Here is a 26833-nt window from a genome sequence, read left to right on the forward strand (position 1 = left end):
CCCAAGTGCATATTACCCGCGCCGCCTCAGTCGTCTTCGCGCGCGGCCCCCGGCTGGGCCAGGATGTCCCGGTTGCCGTTGCCCGACATGGCCGAGACCAGCCCGGACTTCTCCATGTCCTCGAGCAGGCGGGCGGCGCGGTTGTAGCCGATGCGCAGGTGGCGCTGGACCAGCGAGATCGAGGCCCGGCGGTTCTTCAGCACCACTTCGACGGCCTGGTCGTAGAGCGGATCGGCTTCGCCGCCGCCACCGCCGATACCGGCGCCGCCACCCATGCTGTCGCCGCCGGCATCACCCTCGGCCAGCCCGCCTTCGAGGATGCCCTCGATATAGTTGGCTTCGCCGCCCTCCTTGAGCTTATCCACCACGCGGTGCACTTCTTCGTCGGAGACAAAGGCGCCGTGCACGCGGATCGGCAGCCCGGTGCCGGGCGCGAGGTACAGCATGTCACCCATGCCGAGCAGCGCCTCCGCGCCCTGCTGGTCGAGGATGGTGCGCGAATCGATCTTGCTGCTGACCTGGAAGGCGATGCGGGTCGGCACGTTGGCCTTGATCAGCCCGGTGATGACGTCCACGGACGGGCGCTGCGTGGCCAGCACCAGGTGGATGCCGGCGGCGCGCGCCTTCTGCGCGATGCGCGCGATCAGCTCTTCCACCTTCTTGCCCACCACCATCATCAGGTCGGCCAGCTCGTCGATGACGATGACGATGACCGGCAGCTTGTCGAGCGGCTCGGGCGCGTCCGGGGTCAGGCTGAACGGGTTGGGGATCTTCTCCTCGCGCGCGGCGGCTTCGTCGATCTTCTTGTTGTAGCCGGCCAGGTTGCGCACGCCGAGCTTGCTCATCAGCTTGTAGCGCCGCTCCATCTCGCCGACCGACCAGTTCAGCGCGTTGCCGGCCTGGCGCATGTCGGTGACCACCGGGCACAGCAAGTGCGGGATGCCCTCGTAGACGCTCATTTCAAGCATCTTGGGGTCGATCAGGATCAGCCGCACCGACTCGGCCTTGGCCTTGTACAGCAGCGACAGGATCATGGCGTTGATGCCGACCGACTTGCCCGAGCCCGTGGTGCCGGCCACCATGCAGTGCGGCATCTTGGCCAGGTCGGCCACCATCGGCTTGCCGGCGATGTCCTTGCCGAGCGCCATGGTCAGCATCGACGCGCTTTCGTTGTAGACCTGCGAGCCGAGGATCTCGGACAGCCGCACGGTCTGGCGCTTGGGATTGGGCAGCTCCAGCCCCATGTAGTTCTTGCCGGGAATGGTCTCGACCACGCGGATCGACACCAGCGACAGCGAACGCGCCAGGTCGCGCGCCAGGTTGACCACCTGGCTGCCCTTGACGCCGGTGGCCGGCTCGATCTCGTAGCGGGTGATGACCGGGCCCGGATAGGCCGCCACCACCTTGACCTCGACGCCGAAGTCCTTGAGCTTCTTCTCGATCAGGCGCGAGGTGAATTCGAGCGTTTCGGCGCTCACGGTTTCCTGGTGCGCCGGGATCGGGTCGAGCAGCGCCAGCGGCGGCAGGTCGGAGTCCTGGATATCGGCGAACAGCGGCTGCTGCTTTTCGCGCTCCACGCGCTCGTGCTTGGGCACGGCCTGCGGGCGCACGATCTGCACCGGCACCGCCTCCTCGATCTTGACCCGCTGCACTTCCACGGTCTCGGTGCGCTCGACCTTGGCGGCCTCGCCGATGATGCGGTCCGCAGGTCGCCCAGCACGCCGCCCGGGGCGCGCGGCAGCGCCGAGCGCAGCGGATACATGCGGATGGCCTCCAGCCCCATGCTGGCGGTCAGCGCCAGGCCGAAGCCGATCCAGCTCACCACCAGGCCCTGGCGCGCCTCGCTGGTGCGCTCGGGCAGCTCGGCGGTCAGGGCGCGCCAGCCGCGCCAGCAGCGCCGCACCAGCAGCACCGCCCACCAGTAGGCGGAAAAGCCGAAGACGAAGAACAGCACGTCGGCCAGCCAGGCGCCCACGCGGCCGCCCAGGTTGTGGATATCGGCYACCTGGYTGGCGTGMGACCAGCCGGGRTCSGCCTTGCTGTAGCTGGCCAGSAYGCASACGAAGSCSAGYGTRACRGCCAGCAGCAGGAACCAGCGCACCTCGCCCAGCAGCTTGCCGATGCGCGAAGGCAGCGCGGATGGGTCGGTACGGGTGGTGGTGGTAGCTCGGGCCATGCCTGGTCTGGGTTGCCGTCTAAGGGTTGTCGTGGCGGCCATTTTAACCTTGGCCGGGGCTATCGCTCTCATTGGAATTTGCAACAGTGAGCAAACGCCGGTCCACTTATAATGCTGGTTTCGATTCATGCTGGTGCGCAGCAAGGTGCACCGGCCACAGGAAAGCATCATGGCCAAACACGCAAAAGTGCTGATTCTCGGTTCCGGCCCCGCCGGCTATACCGCCGCCGTCTACGCGGCCCGCGCCAACCTGCAGCCCGTGCTGATCACCGGCCTGGCCCAGGGCGGCCAGCTGATGACCACTACCGACGTGGAAAACTGGCCCGCCGACGCCAACGGCGTGCAAGGCCCGGAACTGATGCAGCGCTTCCTGGAGCATGCCGAGCGCTTCAACACCGAAATCATCTTCGATCACATCCACACGGCCAAGCTGACGGAGCGCCCGATCCGCCTGGTCGGCGATGCYGGCGAATACACTTGCGACTCGCTGATCATCGCCACCGGCGCCTCGGCCCAGTACCTTGGCCTGCCCTCCGAAGAGAGCTTCATGGGCCGCGGCGTGTCGGCCTGCGCCACCTGCGATGGTTTCTTCTACAAGAACCAGGAAGTCGCCGTGGTCGGCGGCGGCAACACCGCCGTGGAAGAAGCCCTCTACCTGTCGCATATCGCCAGCAAGGTCACCCTTCTGCACCGCCGCGACAAGTTCCGTGCCGAGCCGATCCTGGTCGACCGCCTGCGCCAGCGCGAGAAGGAAGGCCGTATCGAAATCCGCTACAACACCGTGCTGGACGAGGTGGTGGGCGATGATTCCGGCGTGACCGGCCTCAAGGTGCGCAGCACGCAGACCGACAAGGTGGAAGAGCTCAAGCTGGCGGGCGTGTTCATTGCCATCGGCCACAAGCCCAATACGGACCTGTTCGAAGGGCAGCTCGACATGCACAACGGCTACATCGTGACCAAGACCGGCCTGGCCGGCGATGCCACCGCCACCAGCATCCCGGGCGTGTTCGCCGCGGGCGACGTGCAGGATCACGTCTACCGCCAGGCCATCACCAGCGCCGGCACCGGCTGCATGGCGGCGCTCGACGCGCAGCGCTACGTGGAAGCGCTGCAGTAAGCTGCGCGCCGGCAGGCGCACCAGCAAGGGGGCGCCGGCGGCTTGCCGGCGCCCTTTTTCCGTTTACCCCGCCTCCCCTATAATCACCCCGAGACCAGCCCGAGCCTTCCGGAGAAGCCCCCATGCCGCATGGCGCCAAGAAACCCGCCAGCCAGCCCAAGCGTTTCGACCTGACCAACCTGTCCGGCCTGCGCGATTCCCTCAAGGCCGACACCGAGCGACGCGAAGCCGAGCGCCGCGAAGCCGAGGCAGCGGCGCAGCGCGCCCGCGAGGAGGCCGATGTGTTCCGCAGCAGCGTGGGCAACGTCAACACGCTGCGCGACCGCAACCGCGTCACGCCCGCGCCGAAGCATCCCGCGCCCGTGCCGGTGCAGACCCAGCTCGACGACAAGGCCGTGCTGGCCGCGTCGCTTTCCGACGAATTCGACGTCGAAAACCTGCTCGATACCGACGAGACGCTGTCGTTCCGCCGCCCCGGCATCGGCATCGACGTGGTAAAGAAGCTGCGCCGCGGAGAATGGGTGCCGCAGGACAAGATCGACCTGCACGGCCTGCGCAGCGACGAGGCGCGCGAGGCGCTGGCCGAGTTCGTGCGGCGCTCGGTCAAGCGTGGCGTGCGCTGCGTGCGCGTGATCCACGGCAAGGGCAACGGCTCGCCGGACAAGACCCCCGTGCTCAAGGGCAAGGTGCGCAGCTGGCTGGTGCAGAAGGAAGAAGTGCTGGCATTCGTGCAGGCGCGCGGCGCCGAAGGCGGTGCCGGCGCGCTGATGGTGCTGCTGCGCCAGCCGCACGCCTGATCGCGCGCGCACGATGCACCTGCCGCTCGATCTCCTGATGGGGCGGTTGCCCCTCATCCTGCATGTGATGGAAGTCACGGGCGTGCTGGCCTTCGCCATCTCCGGCGTGGTCGATGCGCGCAAGCAGCGCTTCGATGCCGTGGGCACCTTCGTGGTGGCGTTCGCCACGGCCTTCGGCGGCGGCACGGTGCGCGACGTGCTGCTCGACCGGCGGCCCTTCTACTGGGTCGACCACGAAGGCTACGTGATCCTGATCTTCCTGCTCTCGCTGAGCGCCTCGCTGGTGCTGCGGGTGGTCAGCCGCGTGGCCTCCGAGCGCACCATGATCACGGCCGACGCGATCGGCCTGGGGCTGTTCTCGGTCACCGGCACCTCGCTGGCGCTGGTGGCGCAGATGACCCCGACCGTCGCGGTCATGATGGGCATCATCTCTTCGGTGTTCGGCGGCGTGGTGCGCGACGTGCTGTGCAACGAGGTGCCGATGATCCTGCGCGACCGCTCGCCCTACGMCACCTGCGCCTTCGTGGGCTGCTGGGTCTATATCGGCCTGACCTGGCTGCGGGCCGACCAGGAAGTGGCGCTGCTGGCGGGCGCGATCACCATCACGGCGACGCGCCTGCTGTCGGTGCGCTTCGGCTGGAAGCTGCCGAGCTAAGGGGCGTCAACTTCGAACCGTGCCGGCCCGATGCGCCTGCGCCCCGCGGCCGGACTTAAACTGCTGACACCAGTGCACCGTCCACCACGCCCACCACGAAACCATGAGGGCGCTATGTCGTAGCGGCCAGCGCCGGTAACGGCAGATGCCCGAACAGGCAGTGCGCCCGCCATCATAGGCCTGACCCCGAAACCAACGACATCCGCAGATCAGTGGCCGCCCGCACCGGTACCGGCGGAACAAAGCAGAACCAAAGGCCCCACCCCGAAACCAGAAACACCAGAAACCCCAACGTTTCTGCCCCTGCCGGCAAGGCAGTCCGCTTTCTTGGCCTACTTTCTTTTCGGACAAAAGAAAGTAGGTCGCGCCGGGGGCGCGAAAGCCTTTGACTTTGAAGCACACACGCCAAAGACACCCTCGAGCTCAACCCCGTGAACTCAGACCGCGGCTTCGTCCTGCTCGCCGGTGCGGATGCGGATGACACGCTCGATCTCGGTCACGAAGATCTTGCCGTCGCCGATCTTGCCGGTGTGGGCGGCCTTGACGATGGCGTCCAGCACGGTGTCGAGCTGGTTCTCGGCCACCACCACCTCGATCTTGATCTTGGGCAGGAAGTCGACCACGTACTCGGCGCCACGGTACAGCTCCGTATGCCCCTTCTGGCGGCCAAAGCCTTTCACCTCGGTAACCGTCAGCCCGGTGACGCCCACGTCTGCCAGCGCCTCGCGCACTTCGTCCAGCTTGAACGGTTTGATGATGGCGGTAATCTGCTTCATGTTGGCCCCTTGTCTTGTCGTTGGTTAGTGAGAGATTCTAGCCCGGCGGCCGGGACGGGGGTGTTGGCTGGCGCACCACGGCGCTCCGGCCAACTCGCCCGGCCTTGCCGGCCACCCGCATGCCGCGCTGCACCACCCGCCCGTTTCCGGTAGACTCGGCCGGCAGGCAAAATGGTGAGTGAATCTAGCGCAATGCAGTCGGAATCTTGCAAGCCCGGCCCGGACCATCCCGCCGGCGGCGCCACGGGGGCGGCTTCGGCACAAGACGGACAGGAACCCAGGCGGACGGGGGATTATCGCACGCAGATCGTTTCCGATCTGGCGGAGATCCCGGCGGCCGAATGGGACCGCCTGGTATCCGCCCAGCCCGGCGCCACGCCGTTCCTGCGCCACGCCTTCCTGCATGCCCTGCACGCCAGCGGCAGCGCCTGCGACGAAACCGGCTGGAGCCCGCGCTACCTGACCCTGTGGGCGGCGCATGACGATGGTGGCAGCCAGGACGGCGAACGCCTCGCCGCCGCCATGCCGCTATACGCCAAGTCGCACTCTTATGGGGAATATGTGTTCGACTGGGCCTGGGCCGACGCCTACGCCCAGCACCGCCTGCCCTACTATCCCAAGCTGCTGTGCGCGATCCCGTTCACCCCGGTGCAGGGCGCGCGCCTGCTGGCGCGCGACGAAGGCGAGCGCCGCCTGCTGCTCCGGACGGCGCTGGCGCTGGCCGAGCAGAGCCAGCTGTCTTCGCTGCATGTGCTGTTCCCGGACGAGGACGAGGCCGCGCTGATGGACGGCGCCGGCATGCTGATGCGCCATGGCGTGCAGTTCCACTGGACCAACCCCGGCTACGAGAGCTTCGAGGCCTTCCTGGCCACGCTGTCGCAGAAGAAGCGCAAGAACATCCGCGCCGAGCGGCGCCGCGTGGCAGAGGCCGGCATCAGCCTGCACCAGCTGCGCGGCCACGAAATCGACGAACAGGCCTGGCGCTTCTTCCATCGCTGCTATCGCCAGACCTACCGCGAACACCATTCCACGCCCTACCTGAACCTGGACTTCTTCCTGCGCATCGGCGCGGCAATGCCGGAGAACCTGCTTCTGGTGATAGCCGAGCGCGAAGACAAGCCGATCGCCGCCTCGCTGGTGGTCTACGATGCCGACCCGGCCCGCAGCGCGCTGTTCGGGCGCTACTGGGGCGCGCTCGAACACCATCCCTGCCTGCATTTCGAAACCGCCTACTACCAGCCGCTGGAATTCTGCATCGCCGAAGGCATCCGCACCTTCGAGGGCGGCGCCCAGGGGGAGCACAAGATGGCGCGGGGCTTCCTGCCGGTGGCGACGCGCTCGGCCCACTGGCTGGCGCATCCGTCCTTTGCCGATGCGGTCGAGCGCTTCCTGGAGCGCGAGCGCCAGGGCATCGACGCCTATCTCGACGAACTCAACGACCGTACGCCGTTCGCCCGCGGCTGAGGCCGACGGGCGCTAGCGGGCCAGGCCTGCGCGCCTGCGCCACATACGCCGCAGCGTGTCGTCGCCGAGCATGTAATGGTGGAACAGCGCCGCCAGCGCATGCAGCCCGATCACGGTGTAGAAGGCGGTGCCGAGGGTCTCGTGGATCTCCTTGAACGTGCCCTTGAGGGCCGGATCCGGCGCGATCAGCGCAGGCACTTCCAGGCCCAGCGCCGGCAGCGCCAGCACGTGGCCGGCGGCATTGACCGTCAGCAGGCCTAGCAGCGGCTGCGCGAAGATAAACAGGTAGAGCACCAGGTGCATGGCGGCGCCCGCCAGCCGCATCCAGCGCGGGCCGGGTTCGGGTGCCGGCGCGCCGCGCAGCAGGCGCCACAGCAGGCGGGGAACAGCCAGCGCCAGCACCAGCACGCCGGCCCATTCGTGCGCTGCCATGGCCGCGAAGCGGGCGGCGCTGCCGCGTGCCGTGAAGCCCTTCAGCTCGATCGCAGCATAGGCGACGGCAATCAGCAGGAAGACAGCCCAGTGGAAGAACAGGGCAGGAGCGGCATAGCGCCGTGCCGCGGGCAACGCCGAGGTGGGGGAGATCGCGTTCATGGGACAAGGCTCCGTCTGGTATATGCCTGAAGCTTAACTTGGCGGCACCGAGCCGTACTTGGCCCTGATCAAGGCCACGGCGACAAAAAAACCCGCCGCAGCGGGTTGGGTCCGGTACCGGAAACGGCCATGCACGCATGGCCGCCGGTGCCGCGCCGGTGGCAGGGCTTACTTCTTGTAGTTCGCCACGCCGTCGGTGATTTCCTTGTGGGCTTCCTCGATGCCGGCCCAGCCTTCGACCTTGACCCACTTGCCGGCTTCGAGCGCCTTGTAGTTCTCAAAGAAGTGCTTGATCTGGTCSAGCAKGTTYTGCGGCACGTCSGACAGGCCCTTCATGAAGGCGGTGGCCGGCGACAGCTTGTCCASGGGCACGGCSACCAGCTTGGCATCCACGCCGGACTCGTCGGTCATCTTCAGCATGCCCAGCGCGCGGCAGCGCACTACCGCGCCGGCCAGGATCGGGAACGGCGACAGCACCAGCACGTCGACGGGGTCGCCGTCGCCCGACAGGGTCTGGGGGATGAAGCCGTAGTTGGCCGGATAGCGCATGCCGGTGCCGATGAAACGGTCGACGAACAGCAGGCCGGTTTCCTTGTCGGCCTCGTACTTCACCGGATCGCTCTGGGCGGAGATCTCGATGATGACGTTGAAATCGTTGGGGATGTCCTTGCCCGGGGAGACGAGGTTGAAGCTCATGCGAGTTCTCCAGATGCCTGTGTTTGTGGATGGCGGGCATTATAACGGGTCAAAGCTGACCCGGAGCTGACCCGGCCCCGACGTCTTGCGCGCCGCGCGTGCCTTGCGCGTCTCGCGCGGTGAGTGATAATGGCGAATTGTCCGAACCACGCATCGACAGGCGCACCGCCAGCCACCCGGCGGCAGTCGCATCCAGCCGGAGCCCCACCAATGCATGCCCAGCATTTCGTTGCCAACCGCCTGATCGCGCCGGATTCCGGCATGCGCATCAAGGTCTTCGACCCCTCCAGCGGCGAACCCTTCGCCGAGATCGCGCGCGGCAACGCCGTCGACATCAATGTGGCCGTCCGTGCCGCCCGCCAGGCCGCCGAGGGCACCTGGGGCGCCATGGCGCCGGCCGAGCGCGTGCGCCTGCTCAACCGCGTGGCGCTGATCCTGATCGAGCACGAGGCCGAACTGGCAGCGCTGGAAGCGCGCGACACCGGCAAGCCCCTGCGCCAGGCCGCCGCCGATGCGCGCGCCGTGGCGCGCTACTTCGAGTTCTATGCCGGCGCGGTCGACAAGCTGCACGGCCAGACCATTCCCTACCAGCCCGGCTACACCGTGCTGACGGTGCGCGAGCCGCATGGCGTGACCGGCCACATCATCCCGTGGAACTACCCGCTGCAGATCTTCGGGCGCAGTGTCGGCGCGGCGCTCGCCACCGGCAATGCCTGCGTGGTAAAGCCCGCCGAGGATGCCTGCCTGTCGCTGCTGCGCGTGGCGGAACTGGCCGCCGAGGCCGGCCTGCCCGAGGGCGCACTGAACATCGTCACCGGCTACGGCCATGAAGCCGGCGCCGCGCTGGCGCGCCATCCCGGCATCAACCACATCTCCTTCACCGGTTCGCCGCAGACCGGCAAGCTGATCGCGCAGATGGCAGCCGAGAACCACGTCCCGGTGACGCTGGAACTCGGCGGCAAGTCGCCCCAGATCGTATTCGCCGATGCCGACCTCGACGCACTGGTGCCGGTCATCGTCAACGGCATCGTGCAGAACGCCGGCCAGACCTGCTCGGCGGGCAGCCGCGTGCTGGTGGAGCGCCCGCTCTACAACGCCGTGCTCGACCGCCTTGCCACGGTGTTCGAGTCCTTGCGCGTGGGGCCGTCGGCGCTGGACCTGGAATGCGGCCCGCTGATCAGCCGCAAGCAGCAGCAACGCGTATGGGATTTCGTCTCCGACGCGCAGCATGCCGGCATCGCCGCCATGGCGCAGGGCCAGATCGTGGCCGAAGCGCCGGAATCCGGCTACTACCAGGTGCCGATGTTGTTCCGCGACGTGCCCCCCTCGCACCGGCTGGCGCAGGAAGAAGTCTTCGGCCCGCTGCTGGCGGCGACGCCCTTCGACACCGAGGCCGAAGCCATTGCCCTGGCCAACGGCACGCCCTACGGCCTGGTCGCCGGCGTCTGGACGCGCGACGGCGCGCGCCAGCTGAGGCTGGCGCACAAGCTGCGCGCGGGCCAGGTCTTTATCAACAACTACGGTGCCGGCGGCGGGGTGGAACTGCCCTTCGGCGGCAGCGGGCAGTCAGGCTACGGCCGTGAAAAGGGCTTCGAGGCCCTGTACGGATTCACCACACTGAAAACCATCGCAATTCAACATGGGTAATATCAACTTCCTGTCGGTCGCCTTCGCCATTTTCTTCTTCTGGATGGCGTGGCACGTCAGAAACAAGCGCGCCACCAACCCGTCGGCCATGCCGCGCCTGCAGGTCTTCAAGCGCAAGTGGGGCGACACCMTGGGCGACCGCGTGCACTGGTGCCTCTACGTGGCGCTGCCTTTCCTGCTGGCATTGATGATGACGGCCAACGCCCTGCGCGGCCGCGGCCCCTTCGCCCACTAGCAGCGCGTCCGGAAGGGATTCTCGCGTCGTTGCGCCGCCTTGTGACGGTGCACGGCCCGCTGGCCGCACGCCTGGCCAGAGCAGCGTCGCGTCCCTTCCCGACCAGCCTGCAAGGCAAGCCTTCAGGCCAGTTTCCCGGCGCCGCGCGCATCAGGCGGCGCCCCATCCCGCGGTATTCGTGCAATCACAGAGAGTAAATCCAAGAGGAGACAGCATGACAACGACCGCAGTACATCCCGGTGCCGCAGGCACCGCCTTCGAGGACGCCACCTACCGCAAGGTCAGCTGGCGCCTGGTGCCCTTCCTGCTGCTTTGCTACGTCGTGGCCTACCTGGACCGCGTCAACGTGGGCTTCGCCAAGCTGCAGATGCTCAACGACCTCAAGTTCAGCGAGACCATCTACGGGCTGGGCGCCGGCATCTTCTTCATCGGCTACTTCCTGTTCGAGGTGCCGAGCAACGTCATCCTGCACAAGGTGGGCGCGCGCATCTGGATCGCACGCATCATGATCACCTGGGGACTGATCTCGGGGGCGATGATGTTTGTCACCACCCCGACCATGTTCTACGTGCTGCGCTTCCTGCTGGGCATCGCGGAAGCGGGCTTCTTTCCCGGCATCATCCTCTACCTGACCTACTGGTACCCGGCCCACCGGCGCGGGCGCACCACCACCTTCTTCATGACCGCCATCGCCCTGTCCGGCGTGATCGGCGGCCCGCTGTCGGGCTGGGTGATGCAGGCCTTCGACGRCCACAACGGCTGGTCCGGCTGGCAGTGGATGTTCCTGATCGAAGGCGTGCCCTCGGTGCTGGTGGGGCTGCTGGTGCTGGCCTACCTGGATGACCGCATCGCCCACGCCAAGTGGCTCAGCGACGACGAGAAAGCGCTGCTCCAGCGCAATATCGCCAACGAGGACATGCACAAGGAAGACGCGCCGGTCGGCCAGGTGCTGACCAGCCCGCGCGTGTGGCTGATGAGCGCGATCTATTTCTGCTTCGTGATGGGGCTGTACGGCGTCAGCTTCTGGCTGCCCACCATCATCAAGCAGACCGGCGTGAAAAACCCGTTCGACATCGGCCTGCTCACCGCCATTCCCTACGGCTGCGCGGTGATCGGCATGGTGCTGGTGGCCTACAGCGCCGACCGCAGCCGCGAGCGCCGCTGGCATATCGCCATCCCCGCCCTGCTGGGCGCGCTCGGCTTGCTGTTGTCGGTGTACTGGCACGCCAATACCACGCTGGCCCTGCTCGGGCTCACGCTGGCCACCATCGGCATCCTGACCACGCTGCCGCTGTTCTGGAGCCTGCCGACAGCCTTCCTGGCAGGTACCGGAGCGGCTGCGGGAATCGCGCTGATCAATTCGCTGGGCAACCTGGCTGGCTTCATCAGCCCGTATGCGGTKGGCTGGCTCAAGGATCTGACGCRGAGCACGGATTCGGGCATGTACCTGCTGGCCGCCTGCCTGGTGGCTGGCGCCGCGCTGACTTTGTCGGTGCCGGCGAAGATGGTGAACAAGTAGGACGACGCGCCTGGCGGCGGATGCAATGTCCGCGGCCTGCGCCCCTCTCCCCATGCGCGGAGAGGGCGTGACCATCGTCGGGCACTGCGAGCGGCCCGGGCGCAAGCTGCCGGGTCGGGCAGGCGCCTCTGCGCCGCCCCGTCAGCTCCCCGTGTTTTCCCCCAGCATTGCCGCCACCGAACCCGCCGTCCCGGCCGCCCTCTCGCCCAGCAGGTGGTGCAAGGTGGTCAGCAGTTCATCCTCGTTGTACGGCTTGCCCAGGTAGACGTTCACGCCGATCTCGGCGGCATAGCGGCGGTGCTTCTCCGCCGTGCGCGAGGTGATCATCACCAGCGGCATATGCGCGGTCCGGCCGTCCGCGCGCACATTGCGGGTCAGGTCGAAGCCATCCATATGCGGCATCTCGATATCCACCAGCATGGCGTCCGGCATCACTTCCTGCAACTGCCGCAGCGCGTCCACGCCGTCGCGCGCCAGCACGACCTGGTAGCCGGCGCGGGTGAGCAGGCGATGCGAGACCTTGCGCACCGTGAGCGAATCGTCCACCACCATGATGGTGGGCTGCGAGCCCAGGCCAGCCACCGGCGCGCTGCCGTCCTGGCCGAACTCGGCCACGGCGCCGAGCGCGGGCTGCCGCGCCTGCGTCTCCAGCGCGGGCGCCGTCAGGCGCGGCTGTTCGCCGCGCTCGCGCACGAAGCGCTGCGCCAGCACGACCGGGTTGTAGATCAGCACGATCTCGCCGTCGCCCAGCGTGGTGGCGCCGGCGATGCCTTCGAGGCGTGCCAGGTGCGGACCGATGTGCTTGACCACCACTTCGCGGTTGCCGATCACTTCGTCGATATGCACGGCGATGCGTTCGGCACCGCTGCGCACCACCACGACGGGCGAGTATTTGCGCCCCGCGGCGATCGCCGGGGCTTCTTCCAGGAGCGTGCCGAAATAGTGGAACGGTACCTCGCCGCCGGGCGCGTCGAGGCGGCCCCGGTTATAGGCATCCAGCAGGCCCTGCGAGCGCAGTTGCTGCACCTGGTCGATCATGCCGCTGGGGATAGCGAACGGGCGCCCGCCCAGCGTGACCAGCAGCACCTGCGTGATCGCCGTGGTCAGGGGCAGGTGCACGGTAAAGCGGGTGCCCTGCCCGGCTTGCGTGGACAGCGCGATGCGCCCGCCCAGCGCCACGGTCTCGGCCCGCACCACGTCCATGCCGACGCCGCGGCCGGCGAGTTCGGAGACCGACTCGGCGGTGCTGAAGCCGGGCGAGAAGATCAGCTCGGTCAGGCGAGCCTCGCCAGCGTCGTCGTCCGGCGCCAGCAGCTCGCGCTCGATGGCGCGCGCACGGATGCGTGCCAGGTCCAGGCCGCCACCGTCGTCGACGAAATGCAGCACGACCTCGTTGCCTTCTTGCTGCACTTCGAGGGTAAGCGCCCCGGTGGCCGGCTTGCCCGCCGCACGGCGGGCCTGCGCGGATTCGATGCCGTGCACCACCGCGTTGCGGATCAGGTGTTCGATCGGGCCGGCCATGCGGTCCAGCACCGAGCGGTCGACCTCCACGGTGCCACCCTTGATCAGCAGCCGCACTTCCTTGCCGGTCTCGCTGGCGGCCTGGCGCGCCACGCGGTATAGCCGCTCGGCCAGCGCGTCGAACTGCACCATGCGCGCCTGCATCAGGCTGCGCTGCAGGCCGCGCGTGAGACGCGCCTGCGCATCGAGGTCGCCCGCGGCACGGTCGAAACCCCGTTGCAGGTTCTGCTCGACCGTGGCCACGTCGTTGACCGACTCGGCCATCATCCGGGTCAGTTCCTGGAAGCGTGTGAAGCGGTCGAACTCGAGCGGGTCGAAATCCTGCTYGTGCTGGGCGTCGGCGATGCGCGAAGCCATCTGAGACTCTGCCTGGATTTCAATCTCGCGCAACTGGCCACGCAAGCGCCCCACGTTGTCGTTGAGTTCACCGAGATAGCTGCGCAGCGCTTCGAGCTCGCTCTCCAGCCGCGCGCGCGTGGCGCCGACTTCGCCGGCATCGGTGATCAGCGTGTCGAGCGTGCGCGCCTGCACGCGCACCAGCGCGYGCTGGCGTTCGACGGCGTCGGCCACGGCCGGCACGCCACCGGCAGGCTGGGGCGGCAGCGTGCCCACGCCCACCACGCTCAATGGCAGCGGCAGCGCCTGGGCGCGCGRCGCGGCGTCCGCGGCCTGCGCGTCGGCGGGCGCGGACGCCACGGTGTCGCTACCGGCATCCGTCGCATTGACCAGCTCCGGATCGTCCACGGGCAGCAGACGGCCGGCCTGCAGCGCCTCGCCATGCGCGAGGATGCGGTCGTACCAGGCATACAGGCGCACGAACAGCGTCGGCCCGACGCGGTCACCGCGCACGGCGGCGTCGAGCAGCGTCTCCATCTCGTGCGCGGCCTGGCCCAGCGCCATCGCACCGGCCATGCGCGCACTGCCCTTGAGCGTATGAAGTGCACGCAGGATCAGGCCGGCGTGGCTGGCGTGCTGCCCATCACCGGAGGCGGCTTCCCATCCGCGCACCAGCTTGCCGAGTTCGGGCAGGCTGCCATGCGCCTCTTCGAGGAAGATCTCGACGAGCGCGGCATCGAGCGGTTGCTCGGCGCGTTCGGCCACCGGGGCGGGCGCAGGTTCCGGCGCCGCCAGGGGGGGAGCCAGCACCGGAGCTGAAAAGGGAATGCTCGCAAGCGCCTGCGACGTCCCGCCAGCTTGCTCGGGCTCGGCAGCGGCCGCCGACGGCAGCTTGCCGAACAGCAGCGCGACCGGCGCGTCTTCCGCCTCCGGCGCCAGGCCGACGGGCTCGGGCATCGCCAGGCGCGGGCGCACCATGGCGCGCTCGCCGAGCTCGGCCAGGCTGCGGCAAAGCGCCTCGTCGGCATCAGGCCAGATCCCCGCGGCGAACTGGTGCAGCATGCCGCGTACACGCTCGACCGCCTGCTCCAGCAAGCGGAAGTCCCCGGGATGCATGGCCACCGGATGCGCGCCAAGCTGCAGCATCAGGCGTTCGAGCGCTTCGGCAATGGCACGCACCGGCTCGAGCCCTACCGTGGAGGCGCTGCCTTGCAGGGTGTGCGCAACACGCAGCGCCAGTTCGCTCGGGCACGGGCGGCCCTCGTGGTGCCATTCCGAGACATCGGTGGCGAACTGGCGGACCAGGTCGTCGGCTTCCTGCAGGTAGACGTTGTAGAGCGGCAAGCTGATGCGGACCGGGCCGATCAGCTTGAAATGATCGCTCTGCTCGGCCGGCGTGCTGGCGAAGCGGAACGGAATGACCTTGGCATCCGCGACGGTGGCCTCGGCGGGCAGGCCGTCCGACGCAGCGACCGACGCATTAAGCGACGCATCGACCGGTGCCTGGTTCTCTGCTTCGTTCGCAATCTCGCTCGCCACCTCGCCTGCGGTGCCTTGCACGGCCTCGCGCACCGGTTCGCGCGCCGCGGACTGTGCCTGTCCCGCCTGTCCATCCTGTCCCTGCTGTCCGTCGTCCGCGTCCGCACCGGCACGCACCGCTTGCGCCGCGGCCAGCAGGCCTGCGGTCGCGTGCGCGGCCAGCGGGTTGTCGTGCAGCGCCGTCACCCATGCCGCCAGCTCGTCGTGCGCGCGCAGCAGCAGGTCGACCACTGCCTTCGACGGCCCGCGCGCCTCGGCGATCCACAGGTTCATCACCTGCTCGATGGCCCAGGCCGCTTCGCCKTAGCGGTGCAGGCCCACCATGCGGCTCGATCCCTTGAGCGTATGGAAAGCGCGCCGCAGGCGGCTGACGGTATCGGTATCGGCCAGCGCCGCCGAGCCGCCGCGCAGGTCGCTGGCAACCTCGCCCAGCACTTCGTCGGCTTCGGTAAGGAAGATGTCCAGCAGCTCGGCGTCGATGGCGGCACTGTCCGTCGCCGCCGGCGGCGCCGGCGTGGCGGGCTGGCTCGCCTCGGCGGACGGCAGCGTATCGGCCAGGGCCACCACCAGGCGCTCTCCCGCGCCGTGGGAGCCGGCCAGCCAGGCATTGAGCTGGGTAGTGGCCTCGTTGGCATGGCGGCGCAGGCTGGCCGCGTCGTCAATGGCGGCTTGTTCGCCGAGCGCCTGCAGCGCCGTGCGCAGCGCCTTGACCTCAGGCGCGTCGGCGGCGGGCGCGTGGCGCACCACCTCGCTGGCGGCAGCGCGCGCATTGGCCAGCAGCGCCGCGTGGGACAACGCGCCGCCCTCCCCGGCCAGGCTGGCGGCGCCGGCGGCGCTGGCATCCGGCGCGCTGGCGGCGGCGCTGCTGCGGCCGAATGCGAGTGCGTCGATAAAGGCATGCACCGCACCGAGCTCGCCGGCAATCGCGGCCAGCCAGCCGGCGCGCTCGCCGGCGGCGTCGGCTTCGGCGGCGTCCGTTACCTGCACGGCGCGCGCGCCGGCCAGCAGGCCGAGCGACAGCGTCACGCGCTRCAGCGCCACGCCAACGGCGAGCGCCTCGTCACGCAGCGTCTGCGGCAGGGCGTTGGCCTGCTGCAACTGTTCGAGCGTGGCGCCGAGCGCGGCGAACGCGCGATCGGCATCGCGCAGGTGCGCGCCGGCCTCGCCACGGGTGGCGTCGCGGTCGTATGCATCGAGCCAGGATTCGGCGCTGTCGAGATGACCGCGCAACTGCGCCACGGCGGCCTCGCGCAGCCGCTGCGCGCGGGCCTGCTCGACCATCTGCATGAGCCAGCGCGGGGCTTGCACGGCGGCCTCGCCGCGCCGGCGCGCGCCAAGATAGGCGGCCAGCTCGTCGCAGCGATGCGCGAACTCGGCAGCGCACGCATGGCCGGTGCTGCCATGCACGCGCCACGGCAAGGCCAGGGCGCGGCCAAGGAACAGGGCGATGGCGCCGATGCCGATGGCGTCGTCGCCGCCGCCGGCACCATCGGTGGTATCGGTGCCATCGGCCAGCAGGGCGGGATGCGCGGCGGCGTCCAGGCAGCGCAGCAGTGCCGGCTGGGCCAGCGGTTGCGCCGCCTCGGCCAGCGCGGCGAGGGCGTCGTGCCAGCCCCCGTGCTGCGGATCGGCGGCTGCGCGCTCCATCGCGGCGGCGGCCTGCTGCAGGTTGCGCGTGTCGATGGGATCGAGCCAGCCGTAGTAGCGCACGCGGAAGTCGGCGTGTACCGCCGCGTGCGCCGCGTCGATGCGGAACGCTTGCAGGCACGCGCGGATGGCCGAGCGCAGCACCAGCACGGCTGGAGCTTCCGTCTCGCCGGCTGGCACTGCCGCGCCGGCGCCGGTGGTGGTGACAAGCAGGTAGACCGCGTCGTTGAGCAGCGCCTGCGGCACGCGCACCTGGCCTTGCAGGTACTGCCGCAGCAGCAGGTGGGAACGCCCCGCCAGGCGCTTGGCGAGCAGGTCGGAGGCAAGCAGGCCGTGGGCCAGCGCCCCGAACACCAGTGCCAGCACGTGCCATACGCCGCGATCCGGATGGTCGGTGGCGCGGCGCAATTCCTGCTCGCTGGCGCGTACGTCTTCGAGCGCGGACTCCAGCGGCAGGTAGGCTTCGAGCAGCAGGCTCGCGTCATGGCAAGGCACCGGCAGGCGCAGCGCCTTGAGCAGTGCCGCTTCGAAACGCTGGCGCGCGCGCGTGACGGTGGCAGCCATGCGCATCGGCAGCACGATGCCCGGCAGCATCTGCAGCTCGTCCACCCACAGGTCGGCCGGATGCACGCGGTCTTCGCCGATCCGGTCCAGCACGTCGGCGTAGGAACGGAACAGGCGCACCGGGTCTTCGTCGTCGCCGGCCATCAGATCGTCGACGTACTCGGCCAGCGCCTGCACGCCGAGGCGGAACACGTCCAGGGTCCTTGCATCGGCCGGCACGGCGCCGGCGTCGATGCCGTCGAGCAGGCGGCGCAACGCCTGGCAGTAAGGGTCCACACCACGCAGGCCGACGATATGCACGGCGCCCGCGGCCTGGTGCAGGTGCTGGCCGGCCAGCCGCAGCGAAGTGGTGTCGCGCGCGCCCAGCGCCTCGGGCGCCTGCTGCACTTCGTCGACATAGTGGCCCAGTTCGGCCGCGGCATCGTCCAGCGCGGCGCGCAGGCTCGGCGCCAGCCAACCCAGCACGGAAAGGTCGCGCGCCACGGGGCTGGCGGCGGGTTCGGCACCGGCGTCGGCGCCCGGGGCTGCCGGAACCGGTGCTTCCTGCCGGGCCGGGTCAGCGCCGGCGGCGTCGCGCGAGACAGGGAAATTCAATGACATGACTGCATCCAATGCGTCCAATGCGGTGGCGCCGGTCCGTGGCCCGCGATGGCGCGGGCTCGCGTAACTCGTCAGGCGATCTTGAATCGCAGCACGGAATTGCGCAGTTCCTCGGTCAGCAGGGTCAGCTGGCGCACCGACAACGCAGTCTGGCGCGTGCCGGACGACGTTTGCTCGGTCACCTGCAGGATCCCTTCGATATTGCGTGCCACCGCGGTGGCGAGGCCCGCCTCGTGCGAAGTGGTCTGGGAAATCTGCTCGATCAGCTCGGCAAGCTGGCGCGACACGCGGCCGATCTCCACCAGCGCGGCGCCGGCATTGTCGGACAGCTTGGCCCCTTCGACCACGCCCTGCGTGCTGCGCTCCATGGCGTGCACCGCGTCCTGCGTGTCGGTCTGGATGGTGCGGATCAGCGCGCCGATCTGCTTGGTTGCCTCGCCGGAGCGTTCCGCCAGGCGCTGCACTTCCTCGGCCACCACCGAGAAGCCACGCCCGGCTTCGCCGGCCGATGCGGCCTGGATGGCGGCGTTGAGTGCCAGCACGTTGGTCTGCTCGGTAATGTCGGAAATCAGTTCGACGATTTCACCGATCTCCTGCGACGATTCGCCCAGGCGCTTGATCCGCTTGGAGGTGTCCTGGATCTGCTCGCGGATGTCGTTCATGCCGAGGATGGCGTTCTGCACCGCGTGCTGGCCTTGCTCGGCGGCGGCCAGCGAGGCGCGCGCCACGTTGGCCGACTCGGCGGCGCCGCGCGACACCTGCGTGATGCGGTCCGCCATTTCCACCACCGACTCGCCGGTCTGGCGGATCTGGCGCGACTGTTCCTCGGATGCGGCCACCAGTTCGATCGACGTGTCCTGCACCTGGCCGGAAGCCTGCGTGACCTCGCCGGCGGTCTGCTGCACACGGCCCACCAGCTCGCGCAATTCTTCCACCGTGTAGTTCACCGAGTCGGCAATGGCGCCGGTGATGTCCTCGGTCACGGTGGCCTGCTTGGTCAGGTCGCCGTCGGCGATGTCCTGCAGTTCGTTCATCAGCTGCAGAATCGCCTTCTGGGTCGCGTCGTTGTTGCGCTTTTCATCCAGGCGGCGCGCGTCGGCTTCGTGCTCGCGGGCTTCGGCTTCCAGCGCCTTGGCGCGCGAGTCGCGCAGGTAGAGCGCGGCCAGGCCGGCCAGGAACAGCAGCGTCAGCGCGGCCGAGACGATGGTGGCGCCAAGCGTCAGCGGACGCACGCGCGCGCCTTCCGCGTAGGCGGCCTGCAACTGCGACAGCTCGCCGCGCAGGGCTTCGTTGTCGTTGAAGATCTGCTGCTGGGCACGCTTGGCGGCGATCAGGCCGGGCAGGTTCTGCAGGATGGTCTGCGTGGTCTTCTGCACGGCGTCGAAACGCTGCGAGAGTTGCTGCAGGTAGGTGCGGGTCTCGGCATCGCCGGCGGCCGACAGGCGCAGCGCCTCGCTGCCGTTGAGCAGCCCGTCCAGGGTTTCGCGGAAGGTATTGGTGTCCTTGCCCAGCAGGAACGCGGTTTCCGGGTTGACGCCTTCGCCTGCCAGGAATTCGTTGAGGTTCTTGCCCAGGCGCTGCGTCAGCATCACCAGCTGCGCGGAGGCGGCCACCTCGCGTGCGTTGGCGCCGCTCTGCAGCTTGATTGCCGCCACCTGCTCCGCGCTTTCCAGCAGTTCGGGGTTGGAGGCGTTGAAGATCTGCAGCGTCTGGCCGATGGTGATCAGGGTGGGCAACTGCGCCAGCACGTCGCCCGCGCTCTTCTCGGTGCGGCGCCAGGATTCCGTGGCCTTTTCCAGCAGCGGCACGGCGGCGCCGCTGCTGGCGCGCACGTGCTTGGTGTCGCTGCCGTTCTGCAGGGCCTGCAAGTCGCCCGCCAGTTCCTCCCTGGACTGGCGCAGCTGGGTAAAGGCCTGCGCATTGCCCAGCAGCGCCACCGGCACCGCCTTGGCCAGGCGCTGCGAGTGCATCAGCATGTCGCCGGCGATCTCGATCTGTGCCGCGCCGTTGTTGGCTTCGCGATTATCGGCATAGACCGAGACCAGCAGCGCCACCAGGGACAGCATCACGCCGCCGGTGAGCGCGCGCTGCTGGCTGGCGAACGGGATGCGGCCAAGCCTGTCCGCGATACGCTCGGCCGGGGTGCTCCTTGCCGCCGGCGCGCCGGCATTCACCGCCATCTCGGCGGCGGCGGCCACCGGCCCGCGGCGACCCAGGCTGAAGTTCTTGAAACCCATAGCACCCACCCTCTGTTCGTTATTTTTCGATTCTTGGTTTCTCTGCGGCGCGCCCGCGACCATGCGCGGACCCGCCCCCTCCCCATCCGTACCGCTGCCCTGCCCGCTGCGCGCTCAGGCGGCCTGCCGGCCCACCTGGAGGAAGGCGGGCGACGCCAGCAGGCGGCGCACGTCCAGCACCTGCCAGTCCCGCCCGTCGCGGTCGGCGAAGCGCGCGCCCTCCCATTCGGGCGCGCCCTCGGACGGGCTCTCCGGCCGGCTGCCTTGCGTCCCGGCCGGCAGGCTCAGCTCGCCCGCATGGCGCAGGCCGATCACGCGCGTGGCCAGGATGCCGCACGCGCGCTCGACCTGGCGCGACAACACCACGATCTTGCTGCCCGGCTGCAGCGGGGTGGCTCCCTCGCCGCAGAACAGGCTGAAATCGATCACGCCCAGGAGGCTGCCGCGCGCATTGACCAGCCCCGTGTACCAGCCCTGCGTCAGCGGCACGCGGCTGGGCTGGCGCATCTCCATCACCTCGCCGGTCTCCAGCAGCGGCAGCAGCCAGTGGCGCTGGCCCACCTGCAGGCCGAGGTAGCTCTCCACCGCGGGCAGGCTGCGCGCCTCGCGCAAGCGGCGGGCCAGCATGGCTTGGTAGTCCTGCAGCCGGGTCTGGCGGGCACGGAGGTCCTGGCGCGGCGCGTTCATGAGCGGATTTCCGGTGAGAGGAAGGAGGGGTAACGGGTGGCCGCGCGGGCTCGCCTCAGTGGGCCAGCGCCGCAATCTTGCCGAGCAGCTCTTCGCCGTCGACCGGCTTGACGATGTAGTCGGACGCGCCCTGGCGCATGCCCCAGATGCGGTCGGTATCCAGGCCCTTGCTGGTGCACATGATGACCGGGATATCCTTGAAGCGGTCGTCGCGCTTGATGGCGCGGGTGGCCTGGTAGCCGTTCTGGCCTGGCATCACCACGTCCATCAGGATCAGGTCGAAGCGTTCGTTCTCGAGCCTGGCGAAGGCCTGGTCGCTGTTGCCGGCCACCGAGACCTTGAAACCCTTCTTGCCGAGCAGGTCGGACATGAACAGGGCTTCGGTCGGGGAGTCGTCGACGATGAGGATCTTGCTGATGGTCTTGCTGGTAGTCATGAGTATTCCTGGGTATGCGCTCAGGCCGGCTCGGCGCTGGCCACGGCGGCGGCACATGGCAGGCAGGCGTCTACCGCCTGCAGCAGCGATTCGCGGGTGAACGGCTTGGCGAGATGGTCGCGCGCGCCGACGAGGCGGCCGCGCGAGCGGTCGAACACGCCGTCGCGGGACGACAGCATGATCACCGGAATGGCATGGAAGCKCGGGCTTTTCTTGATCAGGGCGCAGGTCTGGTARCCGTCCAGCCGCGGCATCAGGATGTCGCAGAAGATCAGGTCCGGATGCATGTCGCCCACCTTGGCGAGGGCTTCGAAGCCGTCTTCGGCCAGCAGCACCTGGCAGCCCGCCTGCGACAGGAAGATCTCGGCGGTGCGGCGGATGGTGCTGGAGTCGTCGATGACGAGCACCTTGCGCCGCGCGGGCGCAGCACCGCCGCCGGCTTTACCGGCTTCGACCACGCCGCTGACTCCGGGGTTGACCCCCAGGCTGACCCGAATACTTTCTTGTAGTTGATCGACCCGCATACCGTTCCCGCAACCAGCGCGCCCCCTGCGGGACACGCCGGCATTGACTTGAGAACTTCCGCGCGGCGCAGCCTGGCTGCTCCGGCGGCCCCCGAAACAATACGTCCTGATTCCCGAAAAACACGCCGCCGCGGTGGCCCGCGGCTGGCAAATGGCGGCGCGTGGTACCCGCGCCTGCCTGGTCCACCCCCCAAAGGGCGGATTTTCAAATTTGAAACAGAGTGTGACAAGTCGCCGTGGGGCCGTCAATCCGGAATCCCGGCCAGCCCCTGGCGATCTGTCGCATCGACGCGACGCGGCAACGCGGACTGGCCTGCCGGGGGCGGATCCGTCATGGGCGCGTCACGCCGATCTGCCCGGCACGGCGGCGGCCGTCTGCCGCCCCACGGTCCATGGCAACTTCACGTGGCCGAAGACGTGGCCCAAGAAGCGCTATCACGCTATCGACATAAAGCGAGGCCGTCCTGGCCAGGGCGGAGCGGGGAATTCGGATCGCATGGCGATCCGCCTGCTTGGCGGTGCGCGCCAGCCAGCGCGCATGCGCCCTGCAAGGGCGCGGCCGCAGGCAGTACAAGTGGCACTTGCCGTGCCGCGCAACGACGCCAGGCTCTTTTCGATCGTGCCTCTTACAGGGCCACCATCTCGAAATCTTCCTTGCGCGCGCCGCATTCCGGGCAAGTCCAGTTGATGGGTACGTCTTCCCACTTGGTGCCGGGCGCAATGCCGTCTTCGGGCGCGCCGGCGGCTTCGTCGTAAATCCACCCGCAGATCAGGCACATCCAGGTCTTGTATTCCATAACGGTTCAGTCACTCTCCATTAAAATTCAGGGCCAGATGGTACCGAATCGGCGCCGCCGGCGCCAGCCAGGCAAGCAGGATTCGGGCCAAATACGCCGTGTTCGCGCACGTTACCGCGTAAATGCCACGCATTGCAGCCTTTTTGCAGGCATTTCCGCGTGACTTGGCGCCTGATGGAACGCGTTTCTTCGTTTTCTCCCGCTTTTGACCTCACGCAAAGCCATGTCYCGTAACCAGCAGCTCTTCGACCGCGCCCAGCARACCATCCCCGGCGGCGTCAATTCGCCCGTGCGCGCCTTCCGYTCSGTGGGYGGCACGCCSCGCTTCATCACSCGCGCCGARGGCGCSTAYATGTGGGAYGCCGACGGCCAGCGCTAYATCGACTACATCGGCTCGTGGGGCCCGATGATCGTCRGCCACGCCCACCCGGAGGTGGTGCGCGCGGTGCAGGAAACCGCCGGCCTGAGCTTTTCGTTCGGCGCACCGACCGAGGCCGAGATCGAGATGGCCGAGGAAATCTGCAAGCTGGTGCCGTCGATCGAGCAGGTCCGGCTGGTATCGTCCGGCACCGAGGCCACCATGAGCGCGCTGCGCCTGGCGCGCGGCTTCACCAAGCGCGACCTGATCGTGAAGTTCGAGGGTTGCTACCACGGCCATGCCGACAGCCTGCTGGTCAAGGCCGGCTCCGGCCTGCTGACCTTCGCCGACACCACGAAGAATGCGCCTTCCTCGGCCGGCGTGCCAGCCGACGTGACCAAGCACACCATGGTGCTGGAGTACAACAACGTCGAGCAGCTCGAGCAGGCCTTCGTCAAGCACCAGGGCGAGATCGCCGCGGTGATCGTCGAGCCGGTGGCCGGCAACATGAACCTGGTGCGCGCCAGCGATGCCTTCCTGCAGGCCATGCGCGCGCTGTGCACCAGGCATGGCGCCGTGCTGATCTTCGACGAGGTCATGACGGGCTTCCGCGTGGCGCTGGGCGGCGCGCAGGCCAGGCGCCCGGCTTCCATGAGCGCCTCGCCGTGCAGACCCGCAAGCTGGCCGACGGCCTCGCCGCGGCGGCGCGCGAAGCCGGGGTGCCGTTCGCGGCCGACGCCATCGGCGGCATGTTCGGCATGTACTTCCGCGACGGCGTGCCGGGCAGCTTCGCCGAAGTCACGCAATGCGACACCGCGCGCTTCAACCGCTTCTTCCACGCCATGCTGGATGCCGGCGTGTACCTGGCGCCGTCCGCCTTCGAGGCCGGCTTCGTCTCGGCGCAGCACGACGACGCCATCCTCGCCACCACCATCGAAGCGGCGCGCAAGGCGTTCGCCGCCGGCTGAGCGCTGCGCCCCTGCCGGCGCTAGCCGCGCAGGGCGGCGGCGGCCTCGCCGAGGTCCGCGCAGGCGCGCGCCAGCGCCGTCTCGAGTGCCTCGCTGGCCGGCGTCATCGGCGCGCGCAGCGCATTGCGCAGCCAGCCCTCGCGCGCCAGCATGGCCTTGACGGGACCGGGATTGGGCTGCGCGAACAGCAGCCGGATCATCGGCATCAGGGCATGGAACAGGCGCCTTGCCTGTTCCAGGCGCTGCTCCGCCACCGCGCGCGCGAGCGCCACGAACAGCTCCGGATAGAGATGCGCCGAGGCGATGATCGCGCCCCGGCCACCCAGGCACAGCGTGCCCAGCAGCTGGTGGTCCTCGCCGGCCAGCACCGCCAGGCGTCCGTCGGCGATCACGGCCTGGGTGCCGTGGTAGTCCCCGCCGCAATCCTTGATGGCGAGGATATTCGGATGCGCGGCCAGCGCCAGGATGGTGTCGGTGTCCAGCTTCACGCCGGTGCGGTAAGGAATGTCGTACAACACCAGCGGGGCGGCGGCGCTGTCGGCCAGCATGCCGAAGTAATCGCGCAACCCGGCTTGCGACGGCCGCACATAGGCGGGCGCAGGCGTCAGCAAGCCCGCCAGCGGACGCCCGGCCAGGCGCCGCACGCGCGCCTGAGCCTGCCGCGCATTGCTGCCGGACACCCCCAATCGTCACCGGCAGGCCGCCGGCGGCATCCAGCACGGTGTCCAGCACGGCCAGTTGCTCGTCTTCGTCGAGCGCTGCCGCCTCGCCCGTGCTGCCGCACACCACGAGGCCCGCGATACCGCTGTCCGCATAGCGACGCACCAGCCGCGCCAGCGCTGCATGATCGACGTCGCTCCCGGCGAACGGCGTCACCAGCGGCAGCCAGATTCCCGAGAAGACCTGTCCTGCTTGCCGTGCTTGATCTGCTTGAACTGCCTGAACTGCTTGTTCTGTCTGCTGCATGAAACACTCCTGTGCGACCGGTCAGGAAGAAACCGTGCAGAAGTGCGCCGGGTGGCAGCTGGGCCCGCTAGGGGCAGTGAAGGGGCATGAACCTGGCCTCGCCCCTGATCGCAGGTGCCGTTCCGTCGCTCATCTGACGGAACAGCACGCCCCGGTCAGACGAGCGGCTGTTTTTTGGCTTTGGCGCGCGCGAGCACCTGCCGCTGCGAGGCAGCGGAAGCAGGAGCGGAAACCGGCGAAAAGGCGCGCATGGCAGGCTGGTGATCGATGGCTGTGCGGTGATGCAGGGTGGTGCAGGCGTGGTGCAAGTCTGGAGAGCCGACCGCGCCAAAACCGACAATCTACCGGTGCCGGCATCCCCCCGTCAACTGCGCCGGGACGAATCGCTTGCCCGCGCCGGCCCCTGCGCTACACTGGTGTTTCCACGAATTCCGGAGTCTCCGATGCGCGCAGCCCTTTCCCTGTCTTCGCCGCGGTCTGTCTTGCGCTGGCTCTTGCTGGCCCTGTGCGCCAGCTTGCTGTCCGCCTGCGGGTACAACGACTTCCAGACCAAGGACGAGGCCGTCAAGGCGGCCTGGGGCGAGGTGATCAACCAGTACCAGCGCCGCGCCGACCTGATCCCCAACCTGGTCAATACCGTCAAGGGCTATGCGACGCACGAGCGCGAGACGCTCGAGGCGGTCACCAAGGCCCGCGCGGCGGCCACCAGCATCCAGGTCTCACCCGAGACACTCAACGACCCGGAAGCATTCAAGCGCTTCCAGCAAGCCCAGGGCGAGCTGAGCGGCGCGCTGTCGCGCCTGCTGGCGGTGTCGGAAAACTATCCCCAGCTCAAGGCGGACGCGTCCTTCCGCGACCTGCAGTCGCAGCTCGAAGGCACCGAGAACCGCATCACCGTGGCGCGCCAGCGCTATATCGTCGCGGTGCGCGACTACAACGTCCTGGCACGCAGCTTCCCCACCAACCTGACCGCAATGGTGTTCAAGTACCCGGTCAAGCCGTCGTTCACGGTGGAGAACGAGAAGGCGATCTCGGCGCCCCCGACAGTGAAGTTCTGAGCCCGGCGGCAAAAGGCAAAGCGCATGCGGCAAGACCTGGCCCGACTCTCCCCGACGCACGCTGAGCGCATCCTGCGCGGCGGGCGCGCCACCGTGCTGGCGCCGCTGCTGATGCTGGCGGCGATGCTCGGCGCGCTGCTGGCATGGCCAGCGCTGGCCGCCGCGGCGGCCGGCGCCGATGGCTTCGTGCCGGTGCCGGCGCTGACCCAGCGCGTGACCGATCTCACCGGCACGCTCAGCGCCGGCCAGCGCAGCGCGCTGGAAAACGTGCTGGCCGAGTACGAGCAGCAGCGCGGCAGCCAGATCTTCGTGCTGATGGTGCCGACCACCGAGCCCGAGCCGATCGACGCCTACAGCATCCGCGTGGCCGACGCCTGGCGCGCCGGACGCAAGGGCATCGACGACGGCGTGATCCTGCTGATCGCCAAGGACAACCCGCCCGGGCTGCGCAAGATGCGGCTGGAGGTAGGCCGCGGCGTGCAAGGCTCGCTCACCGATGCGATGTCCAAGCGCATCCTGCAGGACGTGATGGCGCCGCATTTCCGCCAGAACGACTTCTACGGCGGCCTCGCGGCCGGCGTCTCGGCCATCCAGGCCACCATCGACAAGGAAGGCCTGGCCGGGCCGCAGGCCGGCGGCAAGCCGGCCCAGCGCGGCTCGTGGACCGACTGGCTGCCGGTGCTGTTCCCGCTCGCCATCATCCTGTTCTTCTTCACCTCCGCGGCACGGCGCCCGCGCGGCCCGCAGATCGTGACCGGACGGCGCGGCTGGGATGCCGCCGCCGGCGGCCTCGGCGGCACCCTCGGCGGGCTCGGCGGTGGCTGGGGACGTGGTGGTGGCGGTGGCGGCTTCGGCGGGGGTGGCGGAGGTGGTGGTGGCTTCGGCGGCGGTGGCGGCGGCGGATTCGACGGGGGCGGTG

18 protein-coding genes and 3 pseudogenes are annotated in these 26833 nt (G+C 68.8%); 10 read left to right on the forward strand and 11 right to left on the reverse strand.

The features are described 5' to 3' along the window. Nucleotides 1–26: 26 nt before the first annotated feature. Nucleotides 27–2176, reverse strand: a pseudogene (locus AC1DO7_RS18635) (DNA translocase FtsK). A gap of 169 nt (nt 2177–2345) precedes the next feature. On the opposite strand from AC1DO7_RS18635, the gene trxB reads away from it, so the two are divergent. The 3 genes from trxB (at nt 2346) to AC1DO7_RS18650 (ending at nt 4745) form a co-directional block, all read left to right on the forward strand. Next, entirely contained in the window at nt 2346–3293 is a 948-nt protein-coding gene (trxB, locus tag AC1DO7_RS18640; protein WP_441612553.1) for a thioredoxin-disulfide reductase, read from the forward strand. Between the two features lie 122 nt (nt 3294–3415). Beyond that, the gene (locus tag AC1DO7_RS18645) at nt 3416–4090 is read left to right on the forward strand and encodes a Smr/MutS family protein (protein ID WP_441612554.1); all 675 of its coding nucleotides are present in this window, start codon (nt 3416–3418) and stop codon (nt 4088–4090) included. Nucleotides 4091–4103: 13 nt separating this feature from the next. Beyond that, on the forward strand, nt 4104–4745 hold the full coding sequence (locus tag AC1DO7_RS18650) for a trimeric intracellular cation channel family protein (protein ID WP_477116426.1): 642 nt from the start codon (nt 4104–4106) through the stop codon (nt 4743–4745). Nucleotides 4746–5182: 437 nt separating this feature from the next. Here AC1DO7_RS18650 and glnK read toward each other — a convergent pair whose 3' ends face one another. Further along, nucleotides 5183–5521: a P-II family nitrogen regulator gene (gene glnK, locus AC1DO7_RS18655; protein ID WP_006162803.1), complete on the reverse strand. Its 339-nt coding sequence runs from the start codon at nt 5519–5521 to the stop codon at nt 5183–5185. Between the two features lie 192 nt (nt 5522–5713). On the opposite strand from glnK, the gene AC1DO7_RS18660 reads away from it, so the two are divergent. Further along, the gene (locus tag AC1DO7_RS18660; protein WP_441612556.1) at nt 5714–6985 is read left to right on the forward strand and encodes a GNAT family N-acetyltransferase; all 1272 of its coding nucleotides are present in this window, start codon (nt 5714–5716) and stop codon (nt 6983–6985) included. A gap of 12 nt (nt 6986–6997) precedes the next feature. On the opposite strand, the gene AC1DO7_RS18665 is transcribed toward AC1DO7_RS18660, so the two are convergent. Together AC1DO7_RS18665 and ppa are read right to left on the reverse strand one after the other, a co-directional pair. Then, nucleotides 6998–7579 (reverse strand): cytochrome b, encoded by a 582-nt coding sequence (locus AC1DO7_RS18665; protein ID WP_441612557.1) that lies wholly within the window; start codon nt 7577–7579, stop codon nt 6998–7000. 168 nt (nt 7580–7747) lie between these two features. After that, nucleotides 7748–8275: an inorganic diphosphatase gene (gene ppa / locus AC1DO7_RS18670; protein WP_477116427.1), complete on the reverse strand. Its 528-nt coding sequence runs from the start codon at nt 8273–8275 to the stop codon at nt 7748–7750. A 210-nt stretch (nt 8276–8485) separates the two neighbouring features. Between ppa and AC1DO7_RS18675 the strand changes: the two genes are divergently transcribed. From AC1DO7_RS18675 to AC1DO7_RS18685, 3 genes are all read left to right on the forward strand, one after another. Then, entirely contained in the window at nt 8486–9922 is a 1437-nt protein-coding gene (locus AC1DO7_RS18675) for an aldehyde dehydrogenase family protein (protein WP_441612558.1), read from the forward strand. After that, on the forward strand, nt 9915–10157 hold the full coding sequence (locus AC1DO7_RS18680) for a hypothetical protein (protein WP_477116428.1): 243 nt from the start codon (nt 9915–9917) through the stop codon (nt 10155–10157). Before AC1DO7_RS18675 ends, AC1DO7_RS18680 begins: the two co-directional genes overlap by 8 nt. A 214-nt stretch (nt 10158–10371) precedes the next feature. Beyond that, nucleotides 10372–11676, forward strand: coding sequence for an MFS transporter (locus AC1DO7_RS18685; RefSeq protein WP_477116429.1), 1305 nt, complete (start codon nt 10372–10374; stop codon nt 11674–11676). 141 nt (nt 11677–11817) lie between these two features. Here AC1DO7_RS18685 and AC1DO7_RS18690 read toward each other — a convergent pair whose 3' ends face one another. From AC1DO7_RS18690 to AC1DO7_RS18715, 6 genes are all read right to left on the reverse strand, one after another. Then, nucleotides 11818–17883, reverse strand: coding sequence for a hybrid sensor histidine kinase/response regulator (locus AC1DO7_RS18690; protein WP_477116430.1), 6066 nt, complete (start codon nt 17881–17883; stop codon nt 11818–11820). A 71-nt stretch (nt 17884–17954) separates the two neighbouring features. Then, nucleotides 17955–20120 carry a methyl-accepting chemotaxis protein gene (locus AC1DO7_RS18695; RefSeq protein ID WP_441612563.1) on the reverse strand — a complete coding sequence of 722 codons (2166 nt, stop codon included), beginning with the start codon at nt 20118–20120 and terminating at the stop codon, nt 17955–17957. 114 nt (nt 20121–20234) lie between these two features. Next, a complete protein-coding gene (locus AC1DO7_RS18700; RefSeq protein WP_441612565.1) occupies nt 20235–20807 on the reverse strand; it encodes a chemotaxis protein CheW in 573 nt (190 codons plus the stop codon). 55 nt (nt 20808–20862) lie between these two features. Further along, nucleotides 20863–21243, reverse strand: a complete 381-nt coding sequence (locus tag AC1DO7_RS18705; protein WP_441612566.1) for a response regulator — start codon at nt 21241–21243, stop codon at nt 20863–20865. Nucleotides 21244–21263: 20 nt separating this feature from the next. Then, nucleotides 21264–21767 carry a response regulator gene (locus AC1DO7_RS18710; protein WP_477116431.1) on the reverse strand — a complete coding sequence of 168 codons (504 nt, stop codon included), beginning with the start codon at nt 21765–21767 and terminating at the stop codon, nt 21264–21266. Between the two features lie 626 nt (nt 21768–22393). Next, complete coding sequence (locus AC1DO7_RS18715; protein ID WP_017225880.1) at nt 22394–22564, reverse strand: rubredoxin; 171 nt, start codon at nt 22562–22564, stop codon at nt 22394–22396. Nucleotides 22565–22787: 223 nt separating this feature from the next. On the opposite strand from AC1DO7_RS18715, the pseudogene hemL reads away from it, so the two are divergent. Then, nucleotides 22788–23890: pseudogene (gene hemL, locus AC1DO7_RS18720) on the forward strand (glutamate-1-semialdehyde 2,1-aminomutase). A gap of 20 nt (nt 23891–23910) precedes the next feature. On the opposite strand, the pseudogene dapA reads toward hemL, so the two are convergent. Then, a pseudogene (gene dapA / locus AC1DO7_RS18725) lies at nt 23911–24856 on the reverse strand (4-hydroxy-tetrahydrodipicolinate synthase). 443 nt (nt 24857–25299) lie between these two features. On the opposite strand from dapA, the gene AC1DO7_RS18730 reads away from it, so the two are divergent. Then, nucleotides 25300–25914, forward strand: coding sequence for a LemA family protein (locus AC1DO7_RS18730; protein ID WP_441612569.1), 615 nt, complete (start codon nt 25300–25302; stop codon nt 25912–25914). Nucleotides 25915–26025: 111 nt separating this feature from the next. Continuing rightward, the coding region (locus AC1DO7_RS18735) for a TPM domain-containing protein (RefSeq protein WP_477116432.1) at nt 26026–26833 on the forward strand (808 nt) is incomplete at its 3' end.

The organism is Cupriavidus sp. 05N40 (assembly GCF_056397305.1).

Coding starts and splice junctions, on each gene's coding strand:
- AC1DO7_RS18645 (WP_441612554.1), top strand. CDS start 3,416: ATGCCGCATGGCGCCAAGAAACCCGCCAGCCAGCCCAAGCGTTTCGAC.
- AC1DO7_RS18665 (WP_441612557.1), bottom strand. CDS start 7,579: ATGAACGCGATCTCCCCCACCTCGGCGTTGCCCGCGGCACGGCGCTAT.
- AC1DO7_RS18660 (WP_441612556.1), top strand. CDS start 5,714: ATGCAGTCGGAATCTTGCAAGCCCGGCCCGGACCATCCCGCCGGCGGC.
- AC1DO7_RS18675 (WP_441612558.1), top strand. CDS start 8,486: ATGCATGCCCAGCATTTCGTTGCCAACCGCCTGATCGCGCCGGATTCC.
- AC1DO7_RS18730 (WP_441612569.1), top strand. CDS start 25,300: ATGCGCGCAGCCCTTTCCCTGTCTTCGCCGCGGTCTGTCTTGCGCTGG.
- AC1DO7_RS18705 (WP_441612566.1), bottom strand. CDS start 21,243: ATGACTACCAGCAAGACCATCAGCAAGATCCTCATCGTCGACGACTCC.
- AC1DO7_RS18695 (WP_441612563.1), bottom strand. CDS start 20,120: ATGGGTTTCAAGAACTTCAGCCTGGGTCGCCGCGGGCCGGTGGCCGCC.
- glnK (WP_006162803.1), bottom strand. CDS start 5,521: ATGAAGCAGATTACCGCCATCATCAAACCGTTCAAGCTGGACGAAGTG.
- AC1DO7_RS18715 (WP_017225880.1), bottom strand. CDS start 22,564: ATGGAATACAAGACCTGGATGTGCCTGATCTGCGGGTGGATTTACGAC.
- AC1DO7_RS18700 (WP_441612565.1), bottom strand. CDS start 20,807: ATGAACGCGCCGCGCCAGGACCTCCGTGCCCGCCAGACCCGGCTGCAG.